Below are 21,232 nucleotides of genomic sequence, written 5' to 3'. Positions count from 1 at the left end.
TTGAAAAAGAAAATATTGAACAAAAACAATACAATTCCACTAAAAAAAATATTGCTCGCCGAGCATCTGGCTTAGTTCGCGAACATGATATGGTCTTTATTAATTCAGGTTCTACAGCCTTTTTATTATTGAATTATTTAGCAGACGAGAATGTAACAATCTTAACGAATAATGGTCGTTCTATTTTTAAGAAGGCCTCCTCAAAAGCCTCTATTGTTTTAAGTGGAGGAGAAATTTTTGAGCAAAAGAAATCTTTAGTTGGAGATTTTGCCATTAACTCTTTTTCAAAAGCACGTGCAAATATTTGCTTTTTAGGAGTGGGTGGTATTAATAAAAATGGAATTACAACTGTAGCATTACCTGAGACTGCGGTAAATCGTGTCATTTTGGAGCGCACGAATGGCCCTAAAATCATTGTAGCTGAAGGAGCTAAAGTTGGAAGAGAATCGAATTTCCATACGGCAGATTGTTCTATGATTACACATTTGATTACGGATTATTCCGCTGATGCTGAGACAGTAGCTTATTTAAAAAGTATTGGTGTAAAAGTTTTATTTATTTCTTAATGGAGAAGAAAGGAGTAAAAAATGACAGTAGAATTAGGCCCAAGACTGAAAACAGTAGCTTCTTTTTTAGAAGGAGTTACCTTATTATGTGATGTTGGTTCCGATCATGCTTATTTACCAGTCTATGCCATTCAGCAAGGATTGATTACTAACGCAATTGCCGGAGAAGTTGTAAAAGGTCCTTTTGAGTCTGCAAGGCAAACCGTTCAAGATTATGTTTTAAACGATAAAATTTCTGTTCGTTTAGGGGACGGATTAGATGTGGTTACTTCTAATGATCAAGTTACAGCCATTTCTATTTGTGGAATGGGTGGAGAATTGATTGCTCGTATTTTGGAACAAGGTCGAGTAAATGGTACTTTAACGGGTAATGAGAAATTAGTGTTGCAACCAAATGTTGCAGAACATTTATTAAGACAGTGGTTAGTGGACCATCACTATGAAATTTTAGAAGAAGTTGTAGTGGAAGATCATCACCGTTTATATGAAATTATTGTAGCTGAAAAAAGAGAACAGAGTTTCCCATTAACAGCTACGCAAATTAAATTTGGTCCAAAATTAATGGAGAACCCAACAGAGTTCGTCATTCGTAAATGGGAACGTCAATTACGAAAAATTGAAGAAATTTTAGCGCAATTAAAACAGGGAAAAGAAGTACCAATTGAGAAAGTAGAAACATTTAACCATCAATATCTTGAATTGAAAGGATTGATTGAACATGCCAACTGTTAGAGAAATTATCCGTAAATTTGAACAAAGAGTTCCAAAATCATTAGCAATGGGAAAAGACCCAATTGGATTACATTTTGGGGATTGGAATCAAGAAGTTCAAGTAGTGATGACGACTTTAGATATTCGTCCTTCAATTATTCAAGAAGCGATTGAAAAAAATGTTGATTTAATTATTGCGCATCATCCACCAATTTTTAGACCTGTTCAACAATTTGATTTAACAAATCCGCAACATAAAATGTATCAAGAAATTTTGAAACATGATATTGCTATTTATGCGGCTCATACAAATTTAGATGTTGTAGGCGGTGGTGTCAACGATTGGTTAAGTGAAGTACTGCAATTAGAAAAAGTAGAAGTTCTATCACCAACAGGAAAACTTCGTCAAATGAAAATTGTAGTTTTTGTACCCGAAGAACAAGCAAGCGTCGTTCGTCAAGCAATGCATGAAGCAGGAGCAGGACAAATCGGTGATTGTTATAAGGAATGTAGTTTTACGACAACTGGAGTTGGACGTTTTACACCAACTGAGGGAGCAAATCCTGCCATTGGACAAGTGAATCAAGCAGAAGAAGTAGCAGAGGAAAAAGTAGAAGTTATCTGTTATGAAAATCAAGTGAATGCTATTATTACTGCTATGAAAGCAAGTCATCCTTATGAAGTTCCAGCTTATGAAGTTTGGTCATTAGAAAATGATGCAAAAACACTAGGAATTGGACGAATTGGACAATTACCTGAACCATTATCTGTGGAAGAATTTGTCACTTATGTTAAAAATCAATTCCAATTAAAAGGATTACGTTTTGTCACTCCACGAAATCGTTCGTTAGACAAGATTTGTAAAGTTGCCGTTCTAGGAGGTTCTGGTGGAAGTTTTTACCAGGCTGCTGTAGATAAAGGGGCAGATGCATTTGTAACAGGTGATATTACGTATCATGTAGCTCATGATATTCAAGAATCTCCAATGTTATTAGTTGATGCAGGGCATCATATTGAAGTCGTTTGTATTGAAAATTTAGCAAACTGGTTTGTACAATGGAATCAACAAGAAAATTGGAATGTAAAAGTGATTAAAAGTACGACTGATACAGATCCATTTGAATTTTTATAAGAAAGTAGGAATGTAACATGCCAAATCAATTAATTAATCGTTTTATTCGTTATGTAAAAAAAGAAACTCGCTCTGATGAAGCAAGTACAACTGTTCCATCAACACCAAGTCAAACAGAGTTTTTAAAAGACTTAGTTGAAGAATTAGTAGCATTAGGATATCAGAATGTGAGATTAAATCCTAAAAATAGCTTTGTAACGGCAACAATTCCAGCTACAACTACAAAAGAAGTACCAGTTGTTGGATTTATTGCTCACGTAGATACAGCTGATTTTGAAGCTCGTAATGTACAACCTCAATTCCATGAAAATTATGATGGAGAAGACATTGTATTAGATAAAGAAGGTAAATTTGTTTTATCTCGAAAAGATTTTCCTAATTTAAAAAATTATGTTGGAAAAACATTAATTACAACAGATGGTACAACTTTGTTAGGAGCAGACGATAAAGCAGGTGTGAGTGAAATTGTCACTGCAGGAGCTTACTTATTAGCTCATCCTGAAATTGAACACGGAAAAATTCGTGTAGCATTTGGTCCAGACGAAGAAATTGGACGTGGTGCTGATTTATTTGATGTTGAAGAATTTGGATGTGATTTTGCCTATACTATGGATGGAGGTCCAGTAGGGGAATTAGAATACGAAAGTTTCAATGCTGCTCAAGCTGAAATTACAATCCAAGGGAAGAATGTTCACCCAGGAACTGCAAAAGATACAATGGTGAATGCCTTAGAAATTGCTCGTCAATTCCAAAACGCTTTACCTGAATTTGAAGTACCAGAACATACTGCTGGACGTGAAGGATTCTATCACTTAATGTATGCTAATGGTGTTGTTGAAGAAGCAAAATTAGTCTATATTATTCGTGACCATGATCGTAACTTATTTGAAGCGAAAAAAGCTTATTTACAATTAGTTGCAGATCGTCTAAATGCATCATTAGATAGCAATCGTATTTCAATTGATATGAAAGACCAATATTACAATATGGCTGAAATCATTGAAAAAGACTTTAGAGCTGTTGAAGTTGCTCAAAAAGCAATGGAAAACTTATCGATTACACCAATTATTGAACCAATTCGTGGTGGTACAGATGGTTCTAAAATTTCATTTATGGGCTTACCAACTCCAAACATTTTTGCAGGTGGAGAAAACTTTCACGGACGTTATGAATTCGTCGCTGTAGAATCAATGGAAAAAGCCCGTGATGTCATTATTGAAATTGCAAAATTGTTAGCAAAATAAAGAAATATAAAATATGGCTTTTCTTATAGTAGCTAAGGACGTCAGCAAACAGCTTTGCTGTTTCATGCCTAAAAATTGAGCCTAAGGTCTCAATTTTTCCTACACTATAAGCCCATCTGGCTTATAGTGCTAAAGCTACAGAGAAAAGCCAATTTTATTTTGACGAAAGTTTATGAGTGGACGTTTAAAACTAGTCTTTGTTAAATTTAGCTACTTTAAAAAAGATAATTGTATTTTCTAATATTAACAAGATGTTTGGGTTAAATATTTCGTAAAAATACTGACATGAATAAATTGAGAGCATTTAAAAAAGTGATTATTGACCTAAGAAGGATTGGATATGTATGTTGACTAATTGTATTTAAGAGCTGTAAAATATTAGTATGATAATAATACTTAGTTAAGATTTGGAAGTTGGAAGGGAGTGGAATTTATTGAATAGAATGTTTTATTTTAATTATATAGAAGAAAAATTAAATACATTAGCATATAGAATAGAACGTAGAAGTCGGCTAAATCTTTTGGAACTTAATATTCATTCAGAAAATTTTTTTGCTGATTTATGTAATATTATTTTTGATTTACAATTAGAAAATTTGAATTTTTCATCTCAAAATATTGAAGGGATAGATTTAATAGACCACAAAAATAAAATTGTTGTGCAAGTTTCTTCGACTTGTACTAAAGTTAAAATTGAAGATTCTCTAAGCAAAGATATATATGCTAGCTATCAAGATTATAGTTACAAATTTTTGTCTATTTCTAAGAATTCCTCTAATTCTCTAAAAAACAATACTTTTAAAAATCCATATAGAATGAATTTTGTTCCAAAACAAGATATATGGGATGTGAAGTTACTTCTTGATAAAATTTTTTCGCAAACGGTTTGTAAGCTAAGACAATTATATAAGTTTATAAAAGATGAATTAGGTCATGAAGTTGCTTCTGTTAACATTGAGTCAAATTTAGCTAAAGTAATTAATATTTTAGCAGAGCAATCACTTGATATGGCTGCAAATTCTCCAGAAATAAACGCTTTTGCTATAGAAGATAAAATTTCATTCAATGATTTAGAGGATGTTAAAGATATAATTGATGATTATAAAGTCTTTTATCAAAGACTTGATGAAATATATAGTGAGTTTGATAAAGAAGGGAAAAATAAAAGTTCCTCAGTATTACAAGAAATTAGAAGGCAGTATGTAGAATTAAATAGAACAGACAAAGCTCCTACGGAAATTTTTTACGAAATAATTGGTTATGTTACGAAAGTTATAACTGATAGTAGAAATTTTATAGAAATTCCTATGGAAGAATTACATATGTGTACGGACATAATAGTTGTAGATGCTTTTATTCGATGTAAAATATTTAAGAATCCGGAGGGATATAATCATGTTACTACCAGATAATATTCATCCAGAACATTGTATCTATTATAATGGTTCTATTATTTTAGAAGAGTTGGAAAAACAAACTGAGCAAAAGTTGTTTGAATTATATCATAATGTAAAAAAGTCCAATAACATGTCGTTTTCTGTATTTATATTAAGTTTAGACTGGTTGTATTTAATACAATTAGCTCAAATAAGTGAGAAGGGTGTAGTAAGAAAATGTTCATAGAAAATTTAAAAATTTCCACTAAAAATGAAATAATTCGAGATATGAAATTTTATAGGGGAATGAATTTAATAATTGATAATACTCCTTTAACAGAAAATTTAAAATTAACAGGGAATAATGTTGGGAAAACAACCGTTTTAAAATTAATTAACTTTTGCCTTGGAGGAGAAGGTAAGGATATATATACCGATGAAGAAAATAGAAATAAAGTTTATGAAGAAGTTAAAAGTTTTTTAATCAATCAAGAAGTGTTAGTAACATTAACTTTGACAAATAATTTTAATTTAGAGAATAAAGAACGCTTAGTAATCGAACGTAATTTTTTATCAGGGAAAAAGGCTATAAAGAAAATAAATGGCATATCAATGTCGAAAAAAGATTTTGAAAATGAATTATTAGTAAAAATATTTCCAGAACATAAAGATGAAAAACCTTCTTTCAAGCAAATAATATCTCACAACATTAGATATAATGACAATAGTATTAATAAGACATTAAAAACATTAAATTCTTTTACTTCTGATGTTGAATATGAGACTTTATATTTATACCTTTTAGGATGTGGATTCGATAGTGGAGCAAAAAAACAAGCACTTACTTATCAAATGAATCAGGAGATTGCATTTAAAGAAAGAATTGAAAAGAAGCAAAAAAGGAATTCGTATGAGGTTGCATTGGCTATCATTGAAGATGAAATAGTTGAGTTAAATGACAGAAAATCATTATTGAATATAAATGAAAATTTTGAAGAGGACTTAAATAAATTAAATGAAATAAAATACAAAATAAATAGATTAAGTTCAATTATTAGTAAACTAGAAATACGAAGGGATATGATTGTTGAAGCCAAAAATGAGATGGAAAAAGATGTGTCTTTAATTGATATAGATCAATTAAGATTGTTGTATAATGAGTCGAAAGAATATATTCCTAATTTGCAAAAAACTTTTGAAGACTTAGTTGCCTATCATAATAAAATGATAGTAGAAAAAATTTCATTTATCACAAAAGAATTGCCATCTTTAAATGATAGAATTGAAAATGAAAAGAGAACTTTAAAAGAATTGTTATGTGATGAAAAAGAGTTATCGCTAAAAATTTCCAAAAGTGATTCTTTTAATGATTTAGAAAAAATTATCTCTGAAATAAATGAAAGATACAGATTAAAAGGTGAATATGAAAATATTATTTTTCAAATAAATGAGGTTGATTTAATAATCGAAGAAATTGAGAAAGAACTTGAAAATATTGATCAATATTTATATTCATCAACCTTTGAAGAAAAACTAAAAAAACAAATAACGAAATTTAATAAATATTTTTCTTCGGTATCTTATGATCTGTATGGAGAAAAATATGCTTTAACATATCAGATTATCAAACATAAAAAGACTAATAAGAGAATCTACAAATTTAGTACATTTAATTCAAATATGAGTTCAGGAAAAAAACAAGGAGAAATTCTATGTTTTGATTTGGCATACATAATGTTCGCAACTGAAGAAGGAATATCTTGCTTGCACTTTTTATTAAATGACAAAAAAGAATTGATGCATGATAATCAATTGACGAAAGTTGCAGATTTTGTAATGGAAAAAGATTTACAATTAGTTATCTCAATATTGAAAGATAAGTTACCTGATAATCTTTTGGATCAAGCAAACATTGTTGTAGAGTTATCCCAAGAGGATAAATTGTTTAGAATTGAATAATGATATGAAAAGATTCTTAGCATTGTAGATTGAAAAAGAGCTCTTCGAGTTATTTGGAGAGTTCTTATTTATTTTTATATTTAATCCGTATGCATACAAAATGTTCGTAATCATCTCATAACGAGGTAACAGAACTTCCTCAATACTATAAGTAAGAAGTAGAAGCGTAGGAAATATAATGACATAATAAATTTTCCTAGCTTAACGTTAATTAAATCACCACGAATAAAACATATGCCTATCCTAAAACTTAGAAAAGGAAAATTAGAATATATCCTTTATATTACAATTGGAAAAGAATAATTAGAATGGGCTTTACAGCAGGTACTTCATCATGTCAATTCCGTTAAATAATTTAGGACAAGTTTTTGTCGTATGTGGGAAAACAGATATGAGTCAAGGAATTGATTCTCTTTCTTTTTAGATTAAAAACCACTTTTAATTAGATTCTTTTTCTTGAGGAATATTTTTATTTTGAAGTGGAAAAAGTATCGACTAAAGAAGCAGACGGTAGAAGAGAAATGCAAGCAGATACGACTGCAAAAATTATTATTCAAATAATGGAACTAAAACAACGAAGTATTATTTTGGTTTCTGAGATCATTTATTAGCAATTGTAAATTATGAACTACCGATAGCTTTTAAAGTAACTCCAACCAGTAAAGGAGAACGTGAAGTCGCTGAAGAAATTCTTACAGAATCAGAAATCCTATTAAAAAATACAAAAGCAGTGATAGCAGATAAAGGCTATGATAATGTCAATTTTAGAAAATACATTCAAAAACAAGGAATAATCGAGGTTATCCCTCCAAGATATATGTGGAAAGATGGAGAAGTATTTTATTGAACAGAAGATTTTTAGGTTATAATCAATTGAGTGATTCATTGCGTTATGGATTCCATCCAAAATATAAGGATAACCGTATTTTTAGAATAGATAGTTCAGAAGATATTTAAATCTTCCCAAAAGTATGCCAACAATTACATAAATTTCAGATACTTTACAATAAGAGAACTGCCATTGAAAGAATCAATGGTCACTTATATAGAGACTTTGTGTTTGAAAATCATACGATAAGAAGATTAGAAAAAGTAACTTTATATGTCACAATGGCTTGTTTATGTACATTAGGATTTGTTTATTCAAAATTAAAAAAATAAGAAATAAAGCATTTGAGTAGTTGTGTTGCTTAATAGTTGTCAATTTTTAAAAAATGAGAAAATTTAAAGGGGATAGTCTGAAATTTTTTAGGAACTGAGACAGATATTGAATAATAATATTCGAAAATGAAAAGAAAATTTGGTTATTGGAATTAATTTTTGTTTTCAAAATTCATACTATCTCTATATTCGTTAAAAAAGGTCACACCGTAAATGATTCTTTATACAGTTTATTGTGTACTACTGATAAATTATGCTAGAATATGTTTGAATATTTTCAAGGGAGAGTCAATTATGAAATATAAAATTCTAGTCGTAGATGATGATATTGCTATTTTAAGACTTATCAAAAATGTTCTAGAGAGTAAAAACTTTGTCGTGGACACACGAACTGCTATTCCTGAAATTGATATCTGTCATTTTATCGGCTATGATTTAATTATTTTAGATATCATGATGCCCCACGATGGAATTGAAATCTGTAAGTATATCCGGGAATTCATTTCTGTTCCAATCATATTTTTAACAGCCAAAAATTTAGAAGAGGATATTGTATATGGAATACAATCTGGTGCAGATGACTATATTACAAAGCCGTTCAGTATCCCTGAACTAGTAGCAAGAGTACAGATGCATATCCGTCGAGAAGTACGCAATAATAATTCTAGTGAAATTCTACAATTTGGACCTCTCGCAATTGATAAAACGAAAGAAGAACTTAGAATTGCAGATATACATATTCCCACTACCAAAAGAGAATTCCAATTAATTTTGTTACTCTCCAGCAATCCAAATAGAATATTTTCAAATGAGGAACTCTTTGATTATCTTTACCCTCATGATTCTGAAACACAAGGGAGATCAATAACAGAGTATGTATACCAAATTAGGCAAAAATTGAAACCTTATGAAATTAATCCAATTAAAACAATCTGGGGAGGTGGTTATCAGTGGATAACGCTCTAACTTTTAACCAACTGATTAAACAAACATATTTTAAGATTTTAAGGCAATTTCTTATTAGTCTTTTTCTATTTTATTTGCTACCAATGTTATTTACTGCATTTACTAATATTACTGAAAAAAATGCAGGTGCATTTACCATTTATTTCAGCACGATTTCTTGGATTTATATTAGTCTTATTTTGTTTTCTATTATTGCTAAAAATATTAGCAATCTTTTAGAAAAGATCAAGCAAGAAACAAATATCGTTTATAATCAAAGTCTACTTGGGGATATAAATGAACAATCCTCAGCTAAGTTAACTTTAATTGAACTGATTGAAACAAGACAAAAAATTCAGGAAATGCAGTCAACGATTAAAAAAATGATTGAATCTGAAAAACACCAAAAAAAGGAATTGATGTTTCAAGTCTCAGCAGCAGCACATGATTTAAAGACACCTTTAACAATTATTCAAGGAAATGCTCAATTTTTACAATCTATGGACATCACTGGAAATATTGGTCAATGTTTAGGAGATATCGAACTTGCTAGCCAACAACTTAATAAATACTTTAATCAGCTAATCAATTATTCTAAAACATTTTATAATGATACTTCCAATTGGGAGAGTTTCTCTTCGGATTACTTACTTGAATTATTTGAACAGGAAATTAAGTTAATTACTGATAAAAAGGCTAAAATCCAAATTTCAAATAACCTACCAATCACTATTAATTTAACACTTAACCTAAACTTATTTCTACGAGCTATCCTAAATATTATCAATAATGCGATTGATCATTCTACAAGTAATTATCCAGTCATAAGAATAAAATATCAGTTAATAGATAATAAATTTTACATTTCTATATGGAATAGCGATTCCTCATTTTCGGAGAATATACTTGAAAAATATGGCTTACTTTTCTATCAAGATAATCAGAAAACAAATTCAGAAGAAGGAAATCATTTCGGAATTGGATTAGCATTTGTTAATCGGGTAGCGAAAATTCATGGTGGAGAAGTAAAGTTGAGTAATTTTGAGAACGGTGCTCTTGTCACTATTTCTATACCAGTCTAACCCTTAGTTTTCAACTATGATAATCTTCAAACTTTAAATTAATAACTACTTTCGTCATCTTGTTTAAGGTGGCGATTTTTTTATTGGGTTGATTTACTTTTATATCTATTTCTATGATAAGAATTTCTGATATTTTTCTGATATTTGTATTGTATAACAAGAAGTGTAGACGATATATATATGGAATTTGATGGTATACCAATTGATAAAGAGAAAAATTTATTTAAGTCTCAAAAATTATATTTGTAAAGGTGGAAAAGATAAATGATACAATTTGAGAAAATTAGCAAAGGTTTTAGTAGTAAGAGTGTTCTTTCAGAAGTTTCGTTTACGGCAAAAGAGGGAGAAATAACGGCATTAATTGGTCCAAATGGGTCTGGTAAATCGACTTTAATAAAAATATTACTAGGCTTGATTTCCGCAGATGATGGCAGAGCGACTTTTGATGGAAAAATTTATGAAGAATTAGGTAAATATCCTTTCAGATATGTAGGTACATTTCTAGATAGTGTTCAACCCAATCCAACAAGGACAGCCTATAGTCACTTAAGGTGGATTGCTTTAACTAGTGGTATAGATAAGCAGAGATGTTTAGAATGTTTAAAATTAGTTGGTCTTCATGATGTTGGTAATAAAAGGATAAAAGACTACTCTCTTGGAATGAAACAAAGACTGGGGCTGGCTACGGCTATTTTAGCGAATCCTAAAATACTTATTTTGGATGAACCCATTAATGGACTCGATCCAGATGGAATTAGATGGGTTAGAGAGTTTCTAAGAGAATTTGTTAGAGGCGGTAAAATAGTTTTAATCACAAGTCATTATATGAATGAATTAGAACTTACAGTTGATAAAATTGTAGGATTATCAAATGGTAAAATAGTAATTGATGGTAGTAGCAAAGATGTTCTTAAAGAATATGGCTCTTTTGAGGAAGCCTATTTTAAATCTGTTACAAATTAAAGGGGGGTAAACTTTATGAAAAATATTCGTAGTGAATTATACAAAATATTCTCATTGCCACTCTTTTGGAGGGGAGTAGCAATTTTGATTGGAATCAGTGTATTCTTTACCTTTCAAAATATTCAAGTAATCAATGCGATAGCAAATGGGAATACAGATATTCTTATACTTGAAGATACGACTAGTCAATTAACAGAGTTTCAAACAGTAAGGGATGCGATATTATCTTCTCCTTACCAATCTAGTATATTATTTTTTCCAATCTTATTTGCACTGATTGTATCTACGGAGTATAAATTTGGACAGGAATTATTCACTAAATTATTAATACCAAAATGGCAGACAGTTTTAACAGGTCAGATTTGTTCTGGAATAATTGTATCTAGTATGTTGACGGTTGTTCTATCTTTAATAAATAGTGCGATGATCTATGCGATGTTAGATGAAACATTACAAAATTATCTTAACTTAGGTCTTGTTTTAGAAGTAATGTTAAGAATTATTATCTTTTCCATAACACTGACATTGCTTTCAATGTTTTTAGTAAAGATAACAAGAAAGCCTATTCCGTCTGTCATTATTATTGTAAGTATTCTTGTTATAACTTTATCAGGCATATTGAGAGTTGTTTCTCCGACGCTTGAAAATTTATTACCTTTAATAGGTGCAAAGTCATTTGTTTTTGGAAGAGTAGAAAATAACAATCCCTCAGAAATGTATGGTTTATTATTATTATTATCTCAAGCTTCAATACTAACTATTTTGATGTATACCATTTCTTGGTATAAAAATCAGAAGGAGAAGAAATATGGATGAAATCATATATGCTCTTATGTATAAAAAATATAGTTTAATTGCGGTGAAAATACAAATTTTAAGTCAGTTATTGCTTACTTTATTTATCTGTATTCTTAGTTTAATAACATTTGAAATCAATGGTAATAATATTGTATTATCAAACAATCAAATTTTGTTAATTGCTTCTTATTTACTTATCATAGGTGGTCTGATAAATGGTTCGATGGAAGTTGAGTATCCAGAATCTAAAATTGTCTATTTATTAACAGGAAACATAAATCGTAGTACTCAAAAAATTATTATTGTTGAGTTAATAGACTGTGTATTACAAGCTATTTTACAATTTTTCGTTGTTGTAAGTTTCTTCATTTTTAAAGGAACTATTCAAGAAGTTAGCGTAATCCATTTTATCTCTTATCTATTGAGCAGTGTTCTGTGTTTCTTAATTGCATATTATTTAACTTTATTTTTTAAGAGTTCTATGACAGCATTAGCTACTTTGTTGCTATTTCCAATATTATTTATCCCTTATATTGAACGTGTATTTCCTGTAGCATTACCATACATCTATTCTGAAACTATTGCTGAAAGTTTCAAAATATCAACATTGTCTTCTAGTCATATGTTATTATCATTATGGAGTTTTATTTTACTCTTATTAATCTATTTGAAAGTCAAAAAGAGGTTAAAAGAAGATTAGTTAAAATATGTTATCTACAGTTGAAAATATCGTATTTTTCGAAAAATCATCAGCATCTGTCAAAAATAAAATTGGCTTTTCCCTGTAGCTTTAGCACTATAAGACTGACAGGCTTATAGTGCAGGAAAAATTGAGACCTTAGGCTCAATTTTTAGGCATGAGATTCGCTTTGCGAAGCTGCTGCCGTCCTTAGCTACTTTAGAAAAGCCATTTGTATTTTGTATTATCATATCAGTAGATAAATTCTTTAAAAATCGTTACAATAGAGTAGAGTTTAACAGTAAAATCTAATCTAGCGACAATACAAAATATAATAGATTTGGATTTATAATTAGATAAATTCAAATCTATTTTTTTATCTATATGGAGGAAGTTATGACATTTGATGGTTTATTTACAAAATGGATGACGGATGAAGTTTCTAAAGAAATTATAGGAGGGAGAATTAGTAAAATTCATCAGCCTCTTCCTTATGAAATTCAATTAACCATTCGTTCCAATCGTAAAAATTATTTATTATTATTATGTGCTCATCCAATGATGGCGCGTTTTCAGTTTATTGCTGAAAAAGGAGATAATCCTGAAATTGCTCCTAATTTTTGTATGATTTTAAGAAAATATCTTGAAGGAGCCATTATTCAAGATTTTACTCAAGTTGGAGCTGATCGTATTATTCATTTAGACGTGGATACAAGGGATGAACTTGGAGACGAAGCAAAATGGCGTTTGACACTTGAAATGATGGGAAAACATAGTAATGTTTTCTTAGTGGATCGAAGAAGCCAACAAATTATTGATTGTTTAAAACGAATACCATTAAGTCAAAATACTTATCGTACTTTACAACCGGGAGCTACTTATCAATTACCTCCTCATCAAACAAAAATGAATCCATTTGAAATGACGTTATTTGAACTAGATGCTAGATTAACAAAGGGATTAGGAGAAGATTCTCTTGCAAAATCATTAATGAATCTTGTTCAAGGAATGAGTACGTTAACAGCAAATGAAATTGTCGAACGTTCGATGATGTTTGATGAAACGATTGCTGAGAGTTTATGGAAGTTTTTGGAACAAAATAATGAAAATCCAACACCTACTTTATCAAAACTTTCGAATGGAAAAAGCTATTTCACAGTTTGTCCATTCTATTCATTCCAGAATGCTGAAAATCAATCATTTGAAACATTATCTGAATTATTAACAGCCTATTATGTTCATAAAGTTCAGGAAGAAAAAATTCAACAGTTGGCTGGAAATTTACTTCAAATGTTGAAATCAGAATTGAAAAAAAATCGAGAAAAACTTGTTAAATTTGAAGAAGATTTACAAAAGAGTGAGAAAGCTGAACAATACCGTATTAAAGGGGAGTTATTAAATACTTGTCTGTACAAAATCGAAAAAGGGCAAACTGAAATTCAAGTGGAGAATTATTATGATAATAATGAATTACTGACGATTCAATTGTCTACATGGTTGACACCTTCTCAAAATGCACAAGCTTATTTTAAAAAATATCAAAAATTAAGAAATTCTATTGAACATATTGAAAAACAACAGGAATTTACCCATCAAGAGATTCAATATTTAGAACAAGTTTTATATCAAATTGAAGAAGCCGACGTACAAAACTTAGAAATAATTCGAGAAGAATTAGTAGCGAGTGGGTATTTAAAACGATCCGCTATGAAAAAAGGAAAACAAAAAACAAAACCTTCAAAACCATATGTTTTCTATTCAAATGATGGTACAAGAATTTTAGTGGGTAGAAATAATTTACAAAATGATACCTTAACCTTAAAACAAGCCAAAAAAGAATATTTATGGTTACATGCACAAAATATTCCTGGGTCACACGTTATTGTCGAATCAGCCAATCCAACGGATGAAACGATTGGGCAAGCAGCCATGTTAGCAGCTTATTATTCAAAATACCGTCATTCAGCAACAGTTCCTGTGGACTATGTTTCTGTTTCGAAAATTAGAAAGCCGAATGGAGCTAAACCAGGTTTTGTTGTATATGAAGGGCAACAAAATACGTATATCACTCCAGATGAAGCAGTGATTCAACAAATTCGGGAAAATAAACCAAAAGAATAAGGAGAAACAAATGAACGCAGTAAGAGCAGCTTATATTCATATTCCATTTTGTTCGCATATTTGCTATTATTGCGATTTTAATAAGGTATTTATTGAAGGGCAACCGGTTGATGAATATGTTGATTTATTAGTAAGAGAAATGCAATTACGAGCAAAAAATCATTCCATTTCTCCTTTAGAAACGTTATATATCGGTGGAGGAACACCTTCAACTTTAACGCCAAAGCAATTAGAAACGTTATTTGAAGGAATTCATCGCTATTTACCATTAGAAAAAAATTGTGAATTTTCAATGGAATTAAATCCAGATGATGGGCAAATGGAACGTTTAGAAGTGATGAAAGAATATGGCGTTAACCGTATTAGTATGGGAGTTCAATCCTTTAATGATGATTTATTAAAAAGAATTGGGCGAAAACATAGTAAAAAGACAGTTTTGCAAACCATAGGAAATGCTCGAAAACTAGGATTTGAGAATATTAGTATCGATTTAATTTTTAGACTGCCTCAACAAACGATTCAAGATTTCGAAGATAGTTTAAAAATAGCAATGGATTTAGATTTACCACATTATTCAATTTATTCTTTAATTTTAGAACAAAAGACAGTTTTTTATAATTTAATGAGACAAGGAAAACTTCCTTTACCAAGTCAAGATGAGGAAGCAGATATGTTTCAATTGGCAATGGATTCTATGGAAAGTTTTGGACGATATCATTATGAAATTAGTAATTATGCACTTCCAGGGTATGAATCAAGACATAATTTACATTATTGGAAAGCAGATGAGTATTTAGGATTTGGTGCTGGTGCTCATGGTTATTTAAATCAAGAACGCTATCAAAATTGTGGTCCTATTCAACATTATTTAGAACCATTACGGAATTTTGAACTTCCAATTTTACAAAAAGATGTATTAAGCCAAAAATCTCAAATGGAAGAATTTATGTTTTTAGGGTTGAGAAAAATGTCTGGTGTTTCTAATCTTGAATTTAAGAGAAGATTTGGAAGAAATATGAATGATATTTATCAAGATATTATTGAGGATTTATTAGAACAGGAATTGATCCAATTAACAACAGAGGGAATTGCGTTAACTCATAAAGGGAAGTTTTTAGGAAATAATGTATTCCAAGCTTTTCTTTTAGAAGATTAGAATCAAATTTAGTATAATAGCTTTCACGAATATGAAAGAGGTGATAGAATGACACTATTAAGAAGAACTAAAAAGAAAAGGAATTATTGGAAAATTGCTTTTTTGGCCTTAATTGCAATCAATTTATTTGTAATGATTTCCTCATTAATTCCTAGTCGAACAAAACATCAAGTTTCAACAACGCAAATTGTAGAACAAGGAGAGAATTGGATGGAAGTCACATTAAGTAAAAATGAAATTCAAAATATTTTAGAAATTGTTTCCAAAAAGAATCAAGTAGAAAATCCAAATTTTCCAAACTTTGTGATGAATGATTCAGTCATTCAAATTACTGGAGATGCTAACGCGTTAGGGGTAACTGTTCCATACAAAATGACGACAGTTCCTTATGTAACGGAAGAAGGAACCATTCAATTAAAAATAGAGTCTGTTCAATTAGGAGGTTTTTCTCTACCAGTATTTTTAGCCTTAGGAAGATTACAACAAATGCAATTTCCAGAATGGTTCCAATTAAATACTGACAAACAGTATTTCTTATTAAATTTATCAGGAATTCATGAAGGAAGTACGATTAAAGCAAAAAAAATTAATTTAAAATCCAATGAATTTATTTTTTCTATTTCAATTTCTAATGACAATATAGTAGAATATCTACAGTAAGAAAAATTTAAAAGTCTATAAGACAGTTAGGAGATCACACATGAGTGTACATATTAATGCAACAAAAGGACAAATCGCAGAGGTAGTTTTAATGCCGGGAGATCCACTTCGTGCTAAATATATTGCGGAACATTATTTAACAGATGTAGAACAATATAATAGCGTAAGAAATATGTTTGGATATACAGGTTTATACAAAGGACAACGAGTATCTGTTCAAGGTAGTGGAATGGGTATTCCTTCAATGATGATTTATGCTAATGAATTATATACAGAATTTGGTGTTGAAAAGATTATTCGTATTGGTTCAGCTGGTTCTATTCAACCTGATGTAAATGTTCGTGATATTGTATTAGCTCAAGGAGCTACAACGGATTCATCAATTATTACAAATATTTTCCAAGGACAAGTTAACTTTGCTCCTTTAGCATCATTTGAATTATTAGATAAAGCTTATCATTTAGCAAAAGAACGTGGTGCAACTGTTCACGTTGGGAATATTTTATCTTCAGATCGTTTCTATAATGCTGAATTAAACAAACAAAAATTGCAAGAATATGGCGTACTAGCGATTGAAATGGAAGCTGCTGGCTTATATGCATTAGCGGCACAACATAAAAAACAAGCTCTTGCTATTGTAACAATCAGTGACCATATTTTAACAGGTGAAGAAACAACTGCAGAAGAACGTGAAAAAACATTTAATGAAATGATGGAAATTGCTTTAGAAACTGTACATAAGGGTTAATAAGTAGGTAAAATATATGGAAGAAAATCAAGAAAAAGTTGTTAATAAACCTAAAAAAGGAATTCGATTATGGGTTTTTATCGTTTCATTAATTGCTACAATGCTTATTTCAGTCTTTTTAACAGTTGCATTAGTGATTACGCAACTGCCAAAAGCAGATAATAAATTAGCATTTGGTGTATTAAAAAAGAATGAAATGTTTCAAATTGAAAAAGTATTTTATTTTTTAAAACAAAATTACTTAGATAAAAATGTTACAAGTGAACAATTAATTCAAGGTGCTTTAAAAGGAATGGCTGAATCAGTTGGAGATCCTTATACTACTTATTTAGTAAATGACGAAACAGCACAATTAGATGAAACCGTCAATGGAGCATTTGGTGGAATTGGAGCTGAATTAAAATCAGATCAAAGCCGAGTAGTAATTAGTACAACAATGGAAGGAAGTCCTTCACAACAAGTAGGGCTTCAAGCAGATGATGTGATTACAAAAGTTGATGGCGAAGATATGACTGGTAAGACTATTTCTGAAGTTGTAAAAAAAGTACGTGGGGAAGTTGGAACAGATGTTGTTTTAACAATTGAACGCGCAGGTACTTCTTTAGAAGTTAAATTAACAAGAGCTAGCATTGCAATTAATACTGTAAAAGCTGAATTAGATAAAGAGGATGCATCAATTGGTCATGTTCGCATTACTAGTTTTGCAAAAAATACTGCTGATGAACTAGAAAAAGCGGTGAAGGATTTAACTGAAAAAGGTGCAAAATCTTTTGTGTTCGATTTACGATACAATCCTGGCGGTCTATTAGATCAAGCTTATAAAGTTGCCAATATGTTTTTAAAAGATGGGGAGCCAATTGTTCAAGTAGAAGATAGATTTGGAGAGAAAACAATCTATAAAGCTTCTTCGTCCATTGGAGAATTCAAAATTACTCAGCCATATGTTCTTTTAGTGAATGAAGGAAGTGCAAGTGCTTCTGAAATTTTAGCAGCAGCTGTTAAAGAGCGTGCTGGAGCGCAAATCGTAGGCACAAAAACTTATGGTAAAGGTACGGTACAAAGTGTCGTTGATATTACTGATAATAGTGAGTTAAAATATACGAATGCCAAATGGTTAACTCCAGAGGGAAATTGGATTCATAAAGAAGGGGTTACTCCAACAAAAGAAGTTAATTTACCTGATTATGCATTCTTAAAAATTATTGATGCAAGAGAAACATTAAAAGTAGGATCAGTTTCTCAAAATGTATTATCTGTTGAGACGATTTTAAAAGGGTTAGGATATTCCGTTACAGTGGATGGTTATTTTGATGAAGCTACTAAAGATGCAGTAAAAGCTTATCAACAAAAAGAAGGCCTAACTGTAACAGGAGAAGTTAATGAAGAAACTGCTCAGAAATTAATGAATAGTGTAAGAGCATTAATCCAACAAAATGATACACAGTATCAAGCAGCAAAAGAATTACTAAAATAGGATGGAGCTTTTTAAATGGAAGAAATTAGTTCATTTATTCCTCGTAATATTCGTAAAAGAAAACTTCCAAAACCAACAATTTGGGAAGAATTACTTAGTTGGATTACTTCCTTTGCGATATCCCTTGTAATATTAGCTTTATTTTTGGTATTTGTAGGAAAACCTTTTACGGTTAGTGGACAATCGATGTATCCAACACTACATGATTCAGATCGCATGTTCATGTCAAAATTAGGAGATATTAAACGATTTGATATTGTCGTATTACAAGCACCTGATCAAGATAAAGAGTATATTAAACGAGTGATTGGAATGCCTGGTGATACAATTGAAGTTAAAGATGGCAAATTATATATCAATGGGCAAGTTGTGGATCAACCATTTATTAACACAGAGCTACTTATGAATAAAACAGTCTATATTGATGATTTTACTTTGCAAGAATTAACTGGAGAATTAAAGGTACCTGAAGGGAAATATTTTGTGATGGGGGATAATCGTGGAGTTTCAAAAGATAGTCGAATGATTGGATTTATTGAACGCTCTGCGATTGAAGGGAAAGCAGTCTTTACAATTTGGCCATTAAATCGTATTGGTGGTCAAACAAATTATTCTTATTTATATTCTGAATGATAAGGAGAGATTTTAAATGAGTTATGAAGATGAGTATGAATATAAACCTTCTATATTGTCTATTATATGGTCTTGGATTTGGTCATTCATAGTAGCCTTCATTATTGTTGGGGGAGTGTATTTCTTCCTTGGAAGACCTTTTACAGTGAGTGGCGCTTCAATGTATCCAACATTGCATAATGGTGATCGTATGGTGCTATCTAAAATTGGAGATATCCATCGCTTTGATGTCGTTATATTAAAGGCACCAGATGAAAATGTTGAATATATTAAAAGAGTGATTGGAATGCCTGGTGATACAGTTGAGATGAAGAGTGGAATACTTTATATTAATGGTAAAAAAGTGGACCAACCTTTTATCAATACTGAAGCATTGGCAAAACAAACGGTTTTTATTGATGATTTTACTTTGGAGAGTTTAACAGGTGAAGCGAAAGTTCCTGAAGGGAAGTATTTTGTATTAGGGGATAATCGTGGAGTTTCTAAAGATAGTCGAATGATTGGATTTATTGATCGTTCAGCGATCGAAGGAAAAGCAGTCTTTACAATTTGGCCTTTTGGTAGAATTGGAGGACAAAAAAATTACGGTTATTTATATTCTGAATAAAATATAGAAATTGACTTTTCAAAGTAGTATTAGGCCGCAAGCAGCCACCTATCGGTGTCTCATTGCTAAAATTTGAGCCAGGGGCTCAAATTTGCCTATACAAGAAGTATAAAATACTTCTTGTACCCACATACTACTTTGAAAAGTCATTTCTATTTTAAGTAAAGATATGAGAGTACGTTTATAATTATGACTTCTTTGAAGTAGCTAGGCCGCTAGCAGCCACCTAGCGGTTTATCAATTTTTTCCTGTAAAAGTCTTTTCTTTTTCTGGTCTTAAAATCATATTTATGTAAAGAAAACTGGAGTTTTAAATTCTAGTTTTCTTTTTTTATGACAATTTTCCAATAAATGAAGAAATATTCTATATAATTAGTTAAAGTTATTTCTATTTGTAAAAGGTTTTCTTTTACAAATAGAAAAATTAGTGTTAAACTTCGAGTGGTGCATAAAAAGGATGCATTAGTATTGAATTATAGGAGGAAATCATATGGTTGGAATTATTATTGCAAGCCATGGTGAATTTGCTGCTGGTATTAAGCAATCTGGTTCAATGATTTTTGGAGAACAAGAAAAAGTTGAATCTGTTGTATTTATGCCAAGCGAAGGACCAGATGATTTGCAAAGAAAATTGCAAGAAGCCATTGCGAAAGTTGATTCAGAAGAAATTTTATTCTTAGTCGATTTATGGGGCGGTAGTCCATTTAATCAAGCAAATAAATTGTTTGAAGAAGCTCCAGAACACCGTGCAATTGTTGCTGGATTAAACTTACCAATGTTAATCGAAGCGTATGCGAGTCGTTTCTCAATGAATACAGCTCACGAAATTGCGCAAGCGATTGCTCCAACTGCAATTGATGGGGTAAAAGTTCGCCCAGAAGAATTGCAAAAGAAAGAAGAAGTAGCCGAAGAACAAACGGTTGCACCTAAAGGAGCTATTCCGGAAGGAACAGTTTTAGGGGATGGCAAAATTAAGTTTGTATTAGCTCGTATTGATACTCGTTTACTTCACGGACAAGTTGCTACTAACTGGACTAAAGCAACAAATCCAAATCGTATTATCGTTGTTTCTGATTCAGTATCTAAAGACGATTTACGTAAAAAATTAATTGAACAAGCAGCTCCTCCAGGAGTTCGTGCTCACGTTATCCCATTGGATAAATTAGTTCAAGTTTATAACGATCCACGTTTTGGCGATACAAAAGCATTATTATTATT

At 30.7% G+C, this 21,232-nt stretch carries 22 protein-coding genes; all 22 read left to right on the top strand.

Features of this window, described 5'->3' with window-relative positions:
* Nucleotides 1-566 (top strand): DeoR/GlpR family DNA-binding transcription regulator (locus RWO76_RS08130; protein ID WP_314355146.1); only part of this gene is annotated, 566 nt, incomplete at its 5' end.
* 21 nt (nt 567-587) lie between these two features.
* A complete protein-coding gene (locus tag RWO76_RS08125) occupies nt 588-1,298 on the top strand; it encodes a class I SAM-dependent methyltransferase (RefSeq protein WP_314355145.1) in 711 nt (236 codons plus the stop codon).
* On the top strand, nt 1,285-2,409 hold the full coding sequence (locus RWO76_RS08120; RefSeq protein ID WP_314355144.1) for a Nif3-like dinuclear metal center hexameric protein: 1,125 nt from the start codon (nt 1,285-1,287) through the stop codon (nt 2,407-2,409). The genes RWO76_RS08125 and RWO76_RS08120 overlap by 14 nt, the downstream gene beginning before the upstream one ends.
* Nucleotides 2,410-2,426: 17 nt before the next feature.
* Nucleotides 2,427-3,653, top strand: coding sequence for a peptidase T (pepT, locus tag RWO76_RS08115; protein ID WP_314355143.1), 1,227 nt, complete (start codon nt 2,427-2,429; stop codon nt 3,651-3,653).
* Between the two features lie 443 nt (nt 3,654-4,096).
* Nucleotides 4,097-5,065: an ABC-three component system protein gene (locus tag RWO76_RS08110; RefSeq protein WP_314355147.1), complete on the top strand. Its 969-nt coding sequence runs from the start codon at nt 4,097-4,099 to the stop codon at nt 5,063-5,065.
* The gene (locus tag RWO76_RS08105; protein ID WP_314355142.1) at nt 5,001-5,276 is read left to right on the top strand and encodes an ABC-three component system middle component 6; all 276 of its coding nucleotides are present in this window, start codon (nt 5,001-5,003) and stop codon (nt 5,274-5,276) included. The genes RWO76_RS08110 and RWO76_RS08105 overlap by 65 nt, the downstream gene beginning before the upstream one ends.
* 59 nt (nt 5,277-5,335) lie before the next feature.
* Complete coding sequence (locus RWO76_RS08100; RefSeq protein ID WP_314355141.1) at nt 5,336-6,988, top strand: DUF2326 domain-containing protein; 1,653 nt, start codon at nt 5,336-5,338, stop codon at nt 6,986-6,988.
* Between the two features lie 479 nt (nt 6,989-7,467).
* Nucleotides 7,468-7,599 (top strand): hypothetical protein, encoded by a 132-nt coding sequence (locus RWO76_RS08095; protein WP_314355139.1) that lies wholly within the window; start codon nt 7,468-7,470, stop codon nt 7,597-7,599.
* A 2-nt stretch (nt 7,600-7,601) separates the two neighbouring features.
* Complete coding sequence (locus RWO76_RS08845) at nt 7,602-7,835, top strand: transposase (protein WP_399543214.1); 234 nt, start codon at nt 7,602-7,604, stop codon at nt 7,833-7,835.
* A 608-nt stretch (nt 7,836-8,443) separates the two neighbouring features.
* A complete protein-coding gene (locus RWO76_RS08090; RefSeq protein WP_314355138.1) occupies nt 8,444-9,115 on the top strand; it encodes a response regulator transcription factor in 672 nt (223 codons plus the stop codon).
* Nucleotides 9,100-10,176 (top strand): HAMP domain-containing sensor histidine kinase, encoded by a 1,077-nt coding sequence (locus tag RWO76_RS08085; RefSeq protein WP_314355137.1) that lies wholly within the window; start codon nt 9,100-9,102, stop codon nt 10,174-10,176. The genes RWO76_RS08090 and RWO76_RS08085 overlap by 16 nt, the downstream gene beginning before the upstream one ends.
* Nucleotides 10,177-10,440: 264 nt before the next feature.
* Nucleotides 10,441-11,139, top strand: a complete 699-nt coding sequence (locus tag RWO76_RS08075) for an ATP-binding cassette domain-containing protein (protein ID WP_314355136.1) — start codon at nt 10,441-10,443, stop codon at nt 11,137-11,139.
* Between the two features lie 15 nt (nt 11,140-11,154).
* Complete coding sequence (locus RWO76_RS08070) at nt 11,155-11,955, top strand: hypothetical protein (protein WP_314355135.1); 801 nt, start codon at nt 11,155-11,157, stop codon at nt 11,953-11,955.
* Complete coding sequence (locus RWO76_RS08065; protein ID WP_314355134.1) at nt 11,948-12,637, top strand: hypothetical protein; 690 nt, start codon at nt 11,948-11,950, stop codon at nt 12,635-12,637. Before RWO76_RS08070 ends, RWO76_RS08065 begins: the two co-directional genes overlap by 8 nt.
* Nucleotides 12,638-13,012: 375 nt before the next feature.
* Nucleotides 13,013-14,737 carry an NFACT RNA binding domain-containing protein gene (locus RWO76_RS08060; RefSeq protein ID WP_314355133.1) on the top strand — a complete coding sequence of 575 codons (1,725 nt, stop codon included), beginning with the start codon at nt 13,013-13,015 and terminating at the stop codon, nt 14,735-14,737.
* 10 nt (nt 14,738-14,747) lie between these two features.
* Nucleotides 14,748-15,893, top strand: a complete 1,146-nt coding sequence (gene hemW / locus RWO76_RS08055) for a radical SAM family heme chaperone HemW (protein ID WP_314355132.1) — start codon at nt 14,748-14,750, stop codon at nt 15,891-15,893.
* Between the two features lie 48 nt (nt 15,894-15,941).
* On the top strand, nt 15,942-16,553 hold the full coding sequence (locus RWO76_RS08050; protein ID WP_314355131.1) for a DUF2140 family protein: 612 nt from the start codon (nt 15,942-15,944) through the stop codon (nt 16,551-16,553).
* Between the two features lie 40 nt (nt 16,554-16,593).
* Nucleotides 16,594-17,301 (top strand): purine-nucleoside phosphorylase, encoded by a 708-nt coding sequence (gene deoD, locus RWO76_RS08045; protein WP_314355130.1) that lies wholly within the window; start codon nt 16,594-16,596, stop codon nt 17,299-17,301.
* 16 nt (nt 17,302-17,317) lie between these two features.
* Complete coding sequence (locus RWO76_RS08040; protein ID WP_314355129.1) at nt 17,318-18,775, top strand: S41 family peptidase; 1,458 nt, start codon at nt 17,318-17,320, stop codon at nt 18,773-18,775.
* Between the two features lie 15 nt (nt 18,776-18,790).
* Entirely contained in the window at nt 18,791-19,408 is a 618-nt protein-coding gene (gene lepB / locus RWO76_RS08035) for a signal peptidase I (protein WP_314355128.1), read from the top strand.
* 16 nt (nt 19,409-19,424) lie between these two features.
* Complete coding sequence (lepB, locus tag RWO76_RS08030) at nt 19,425-20,015, top strand: signal peptidase I (protein ID WP_314355127.1); 591 nt, start codon at nt 19,425-19,427, stop codon at nt 20,013-20,015.
* 489 nt (nt 20,016-20,504) lie between these two features.
* On the top strand, nt 20,505-21,232 hold a 728-nt coding region (locus RWO76_RS08025; RefSeq protein ID WP_314355126.1), incomplete at its 3' end, for a mannose/fructose/sorbose PTS transporter subunit IIA.

It is taken from the genome of uncultured Granulicatella sp., assembly GCF_963521425.1.
Taxonomy (GTDB): Bacteria; Bacillota; Bacilli; order Lactobacillales; family Aerococcaceae; genus Granulicatella.
This window is presented reverse-complemented; position numbering and strand designations above follow the sequence as displayed.

Excerpts from the sequence above, each read along its gene's own strand:
- deoD (WP_314355130.1), top strand. The coding sequence starts at position 16,594 with ATGAGTGTACATATTAATGCAACAAAAGGACAAATCGCAGAGGTAGTT.
- RWO76_RS08065 (WP_314355134.1), top strand. The coding sequence starts at position 11,948 with ATGGATGAAATCATATATGCTCTTATGTATAAAAAATATAGTTTAATT.
- RWO76_RS08050 (WP_314355131.1), top strand. The coding sequence starts at position 15,942 with ATGACACTATTAAGAAGAACTAAAAAGAAAAGGAATTATTGGAAAATT.
- RWO76_RS08090 (WP_314355138.1), top strand. The coding sequence starts at position 8,444 with ATGAAATATAAAATTCTAGTCGTAGATGATGATATTGCTATTTTAAGA.
- RWO76_RS08070 (WP_314355135.1), top strand. The coding sequence starts at position 11,155 with ATGAAAAATATTCGTAGTGAATTATACAAAATATTCTCATTGCCACTC.
- RWO76_RS08060 (WP_314355133.1), top strand. The coding sequence starts at position 13,013 with ATGACATTTGATGGTTTATTTACAAAATGGATGACGGATGAAGTTTCT.
- RWO76_RS08120 (WP_314355144.1), top strand. The coding sequence starts at position 1,285 with ATGCCAACTGTTAGAGAAATTATCCGTAAATTTGAACAAAGAGTTCCA.
- RWO76_RS08125 (WP_314355145.1), top strand. The coding sequence starts at position 588 with ATGACAGTAGAATTAGGCCCAAGACTGAAAACAGTAGCTTCTTTTTTA.
- hemW (WP_314355132.1), top strand. The coding sequence starts at position 14,748 with ATGAACGCAGTAAGAGCAGCTTATATTCATATTCCATTTTGTTCGCAT.
- lepB (WP_314355128.1), top strand. The coding sequence starts at position 18,791 with ATGGAAGAAATTAGTTCATTTATTCCTCGTAATATTCGTAAAAGAAAA.
- RWO76_RS08110 (WP_314355147.1), top strand. The coding sequence starts at position 4,097 with ATGTTTTATTTTAATTATATAGAAGAAAAATTAAATACATTAGCATAT.
- RWO76_RS08075 (WP_314355136.1), top strand. The coding sequence starts at position 10,441 with ATGATACAATTTGAGAAAATTAGCAAAGGTTTTAGTAGTAAGAGTGTT.
- RWO76_RS08105 (WP_314355142.1), top strand. The coding sequence starts at position 5,001 with ATGCTTTTATTCGATGTAAAATATTTAAGAATCCGGAGGGATATAATC.
- pepT (WP_314355143.1), top strand. The coding sequence starts at position 2,427 with ATGCCAAATCAATTAATTAATCGTTTTATTCGTTATGTAAAAAAAGAA.
- RWO76_RS08100 (WP_314355141.1), top strand. The coding sequence starts at position 5,336 with ATGAATTTAATAATTGATAATACTCCTTTAACAGAAAATTTAAAATTA.
- lepB (WP_314355127.1), top strand. The coding sequence starts at position 19,425 with ATGAGTTATGAAGATGAGTATGAATATAAACCTTCTATATTGTCTATT.
- RWO76_RS08040 (WP_314355129.1), top strand. The coding sequence starts at position 17,318 with ATGGAAGAAAATCAAGAAAAAGTTGTTAATAAACCTAAAAAAGGAATT.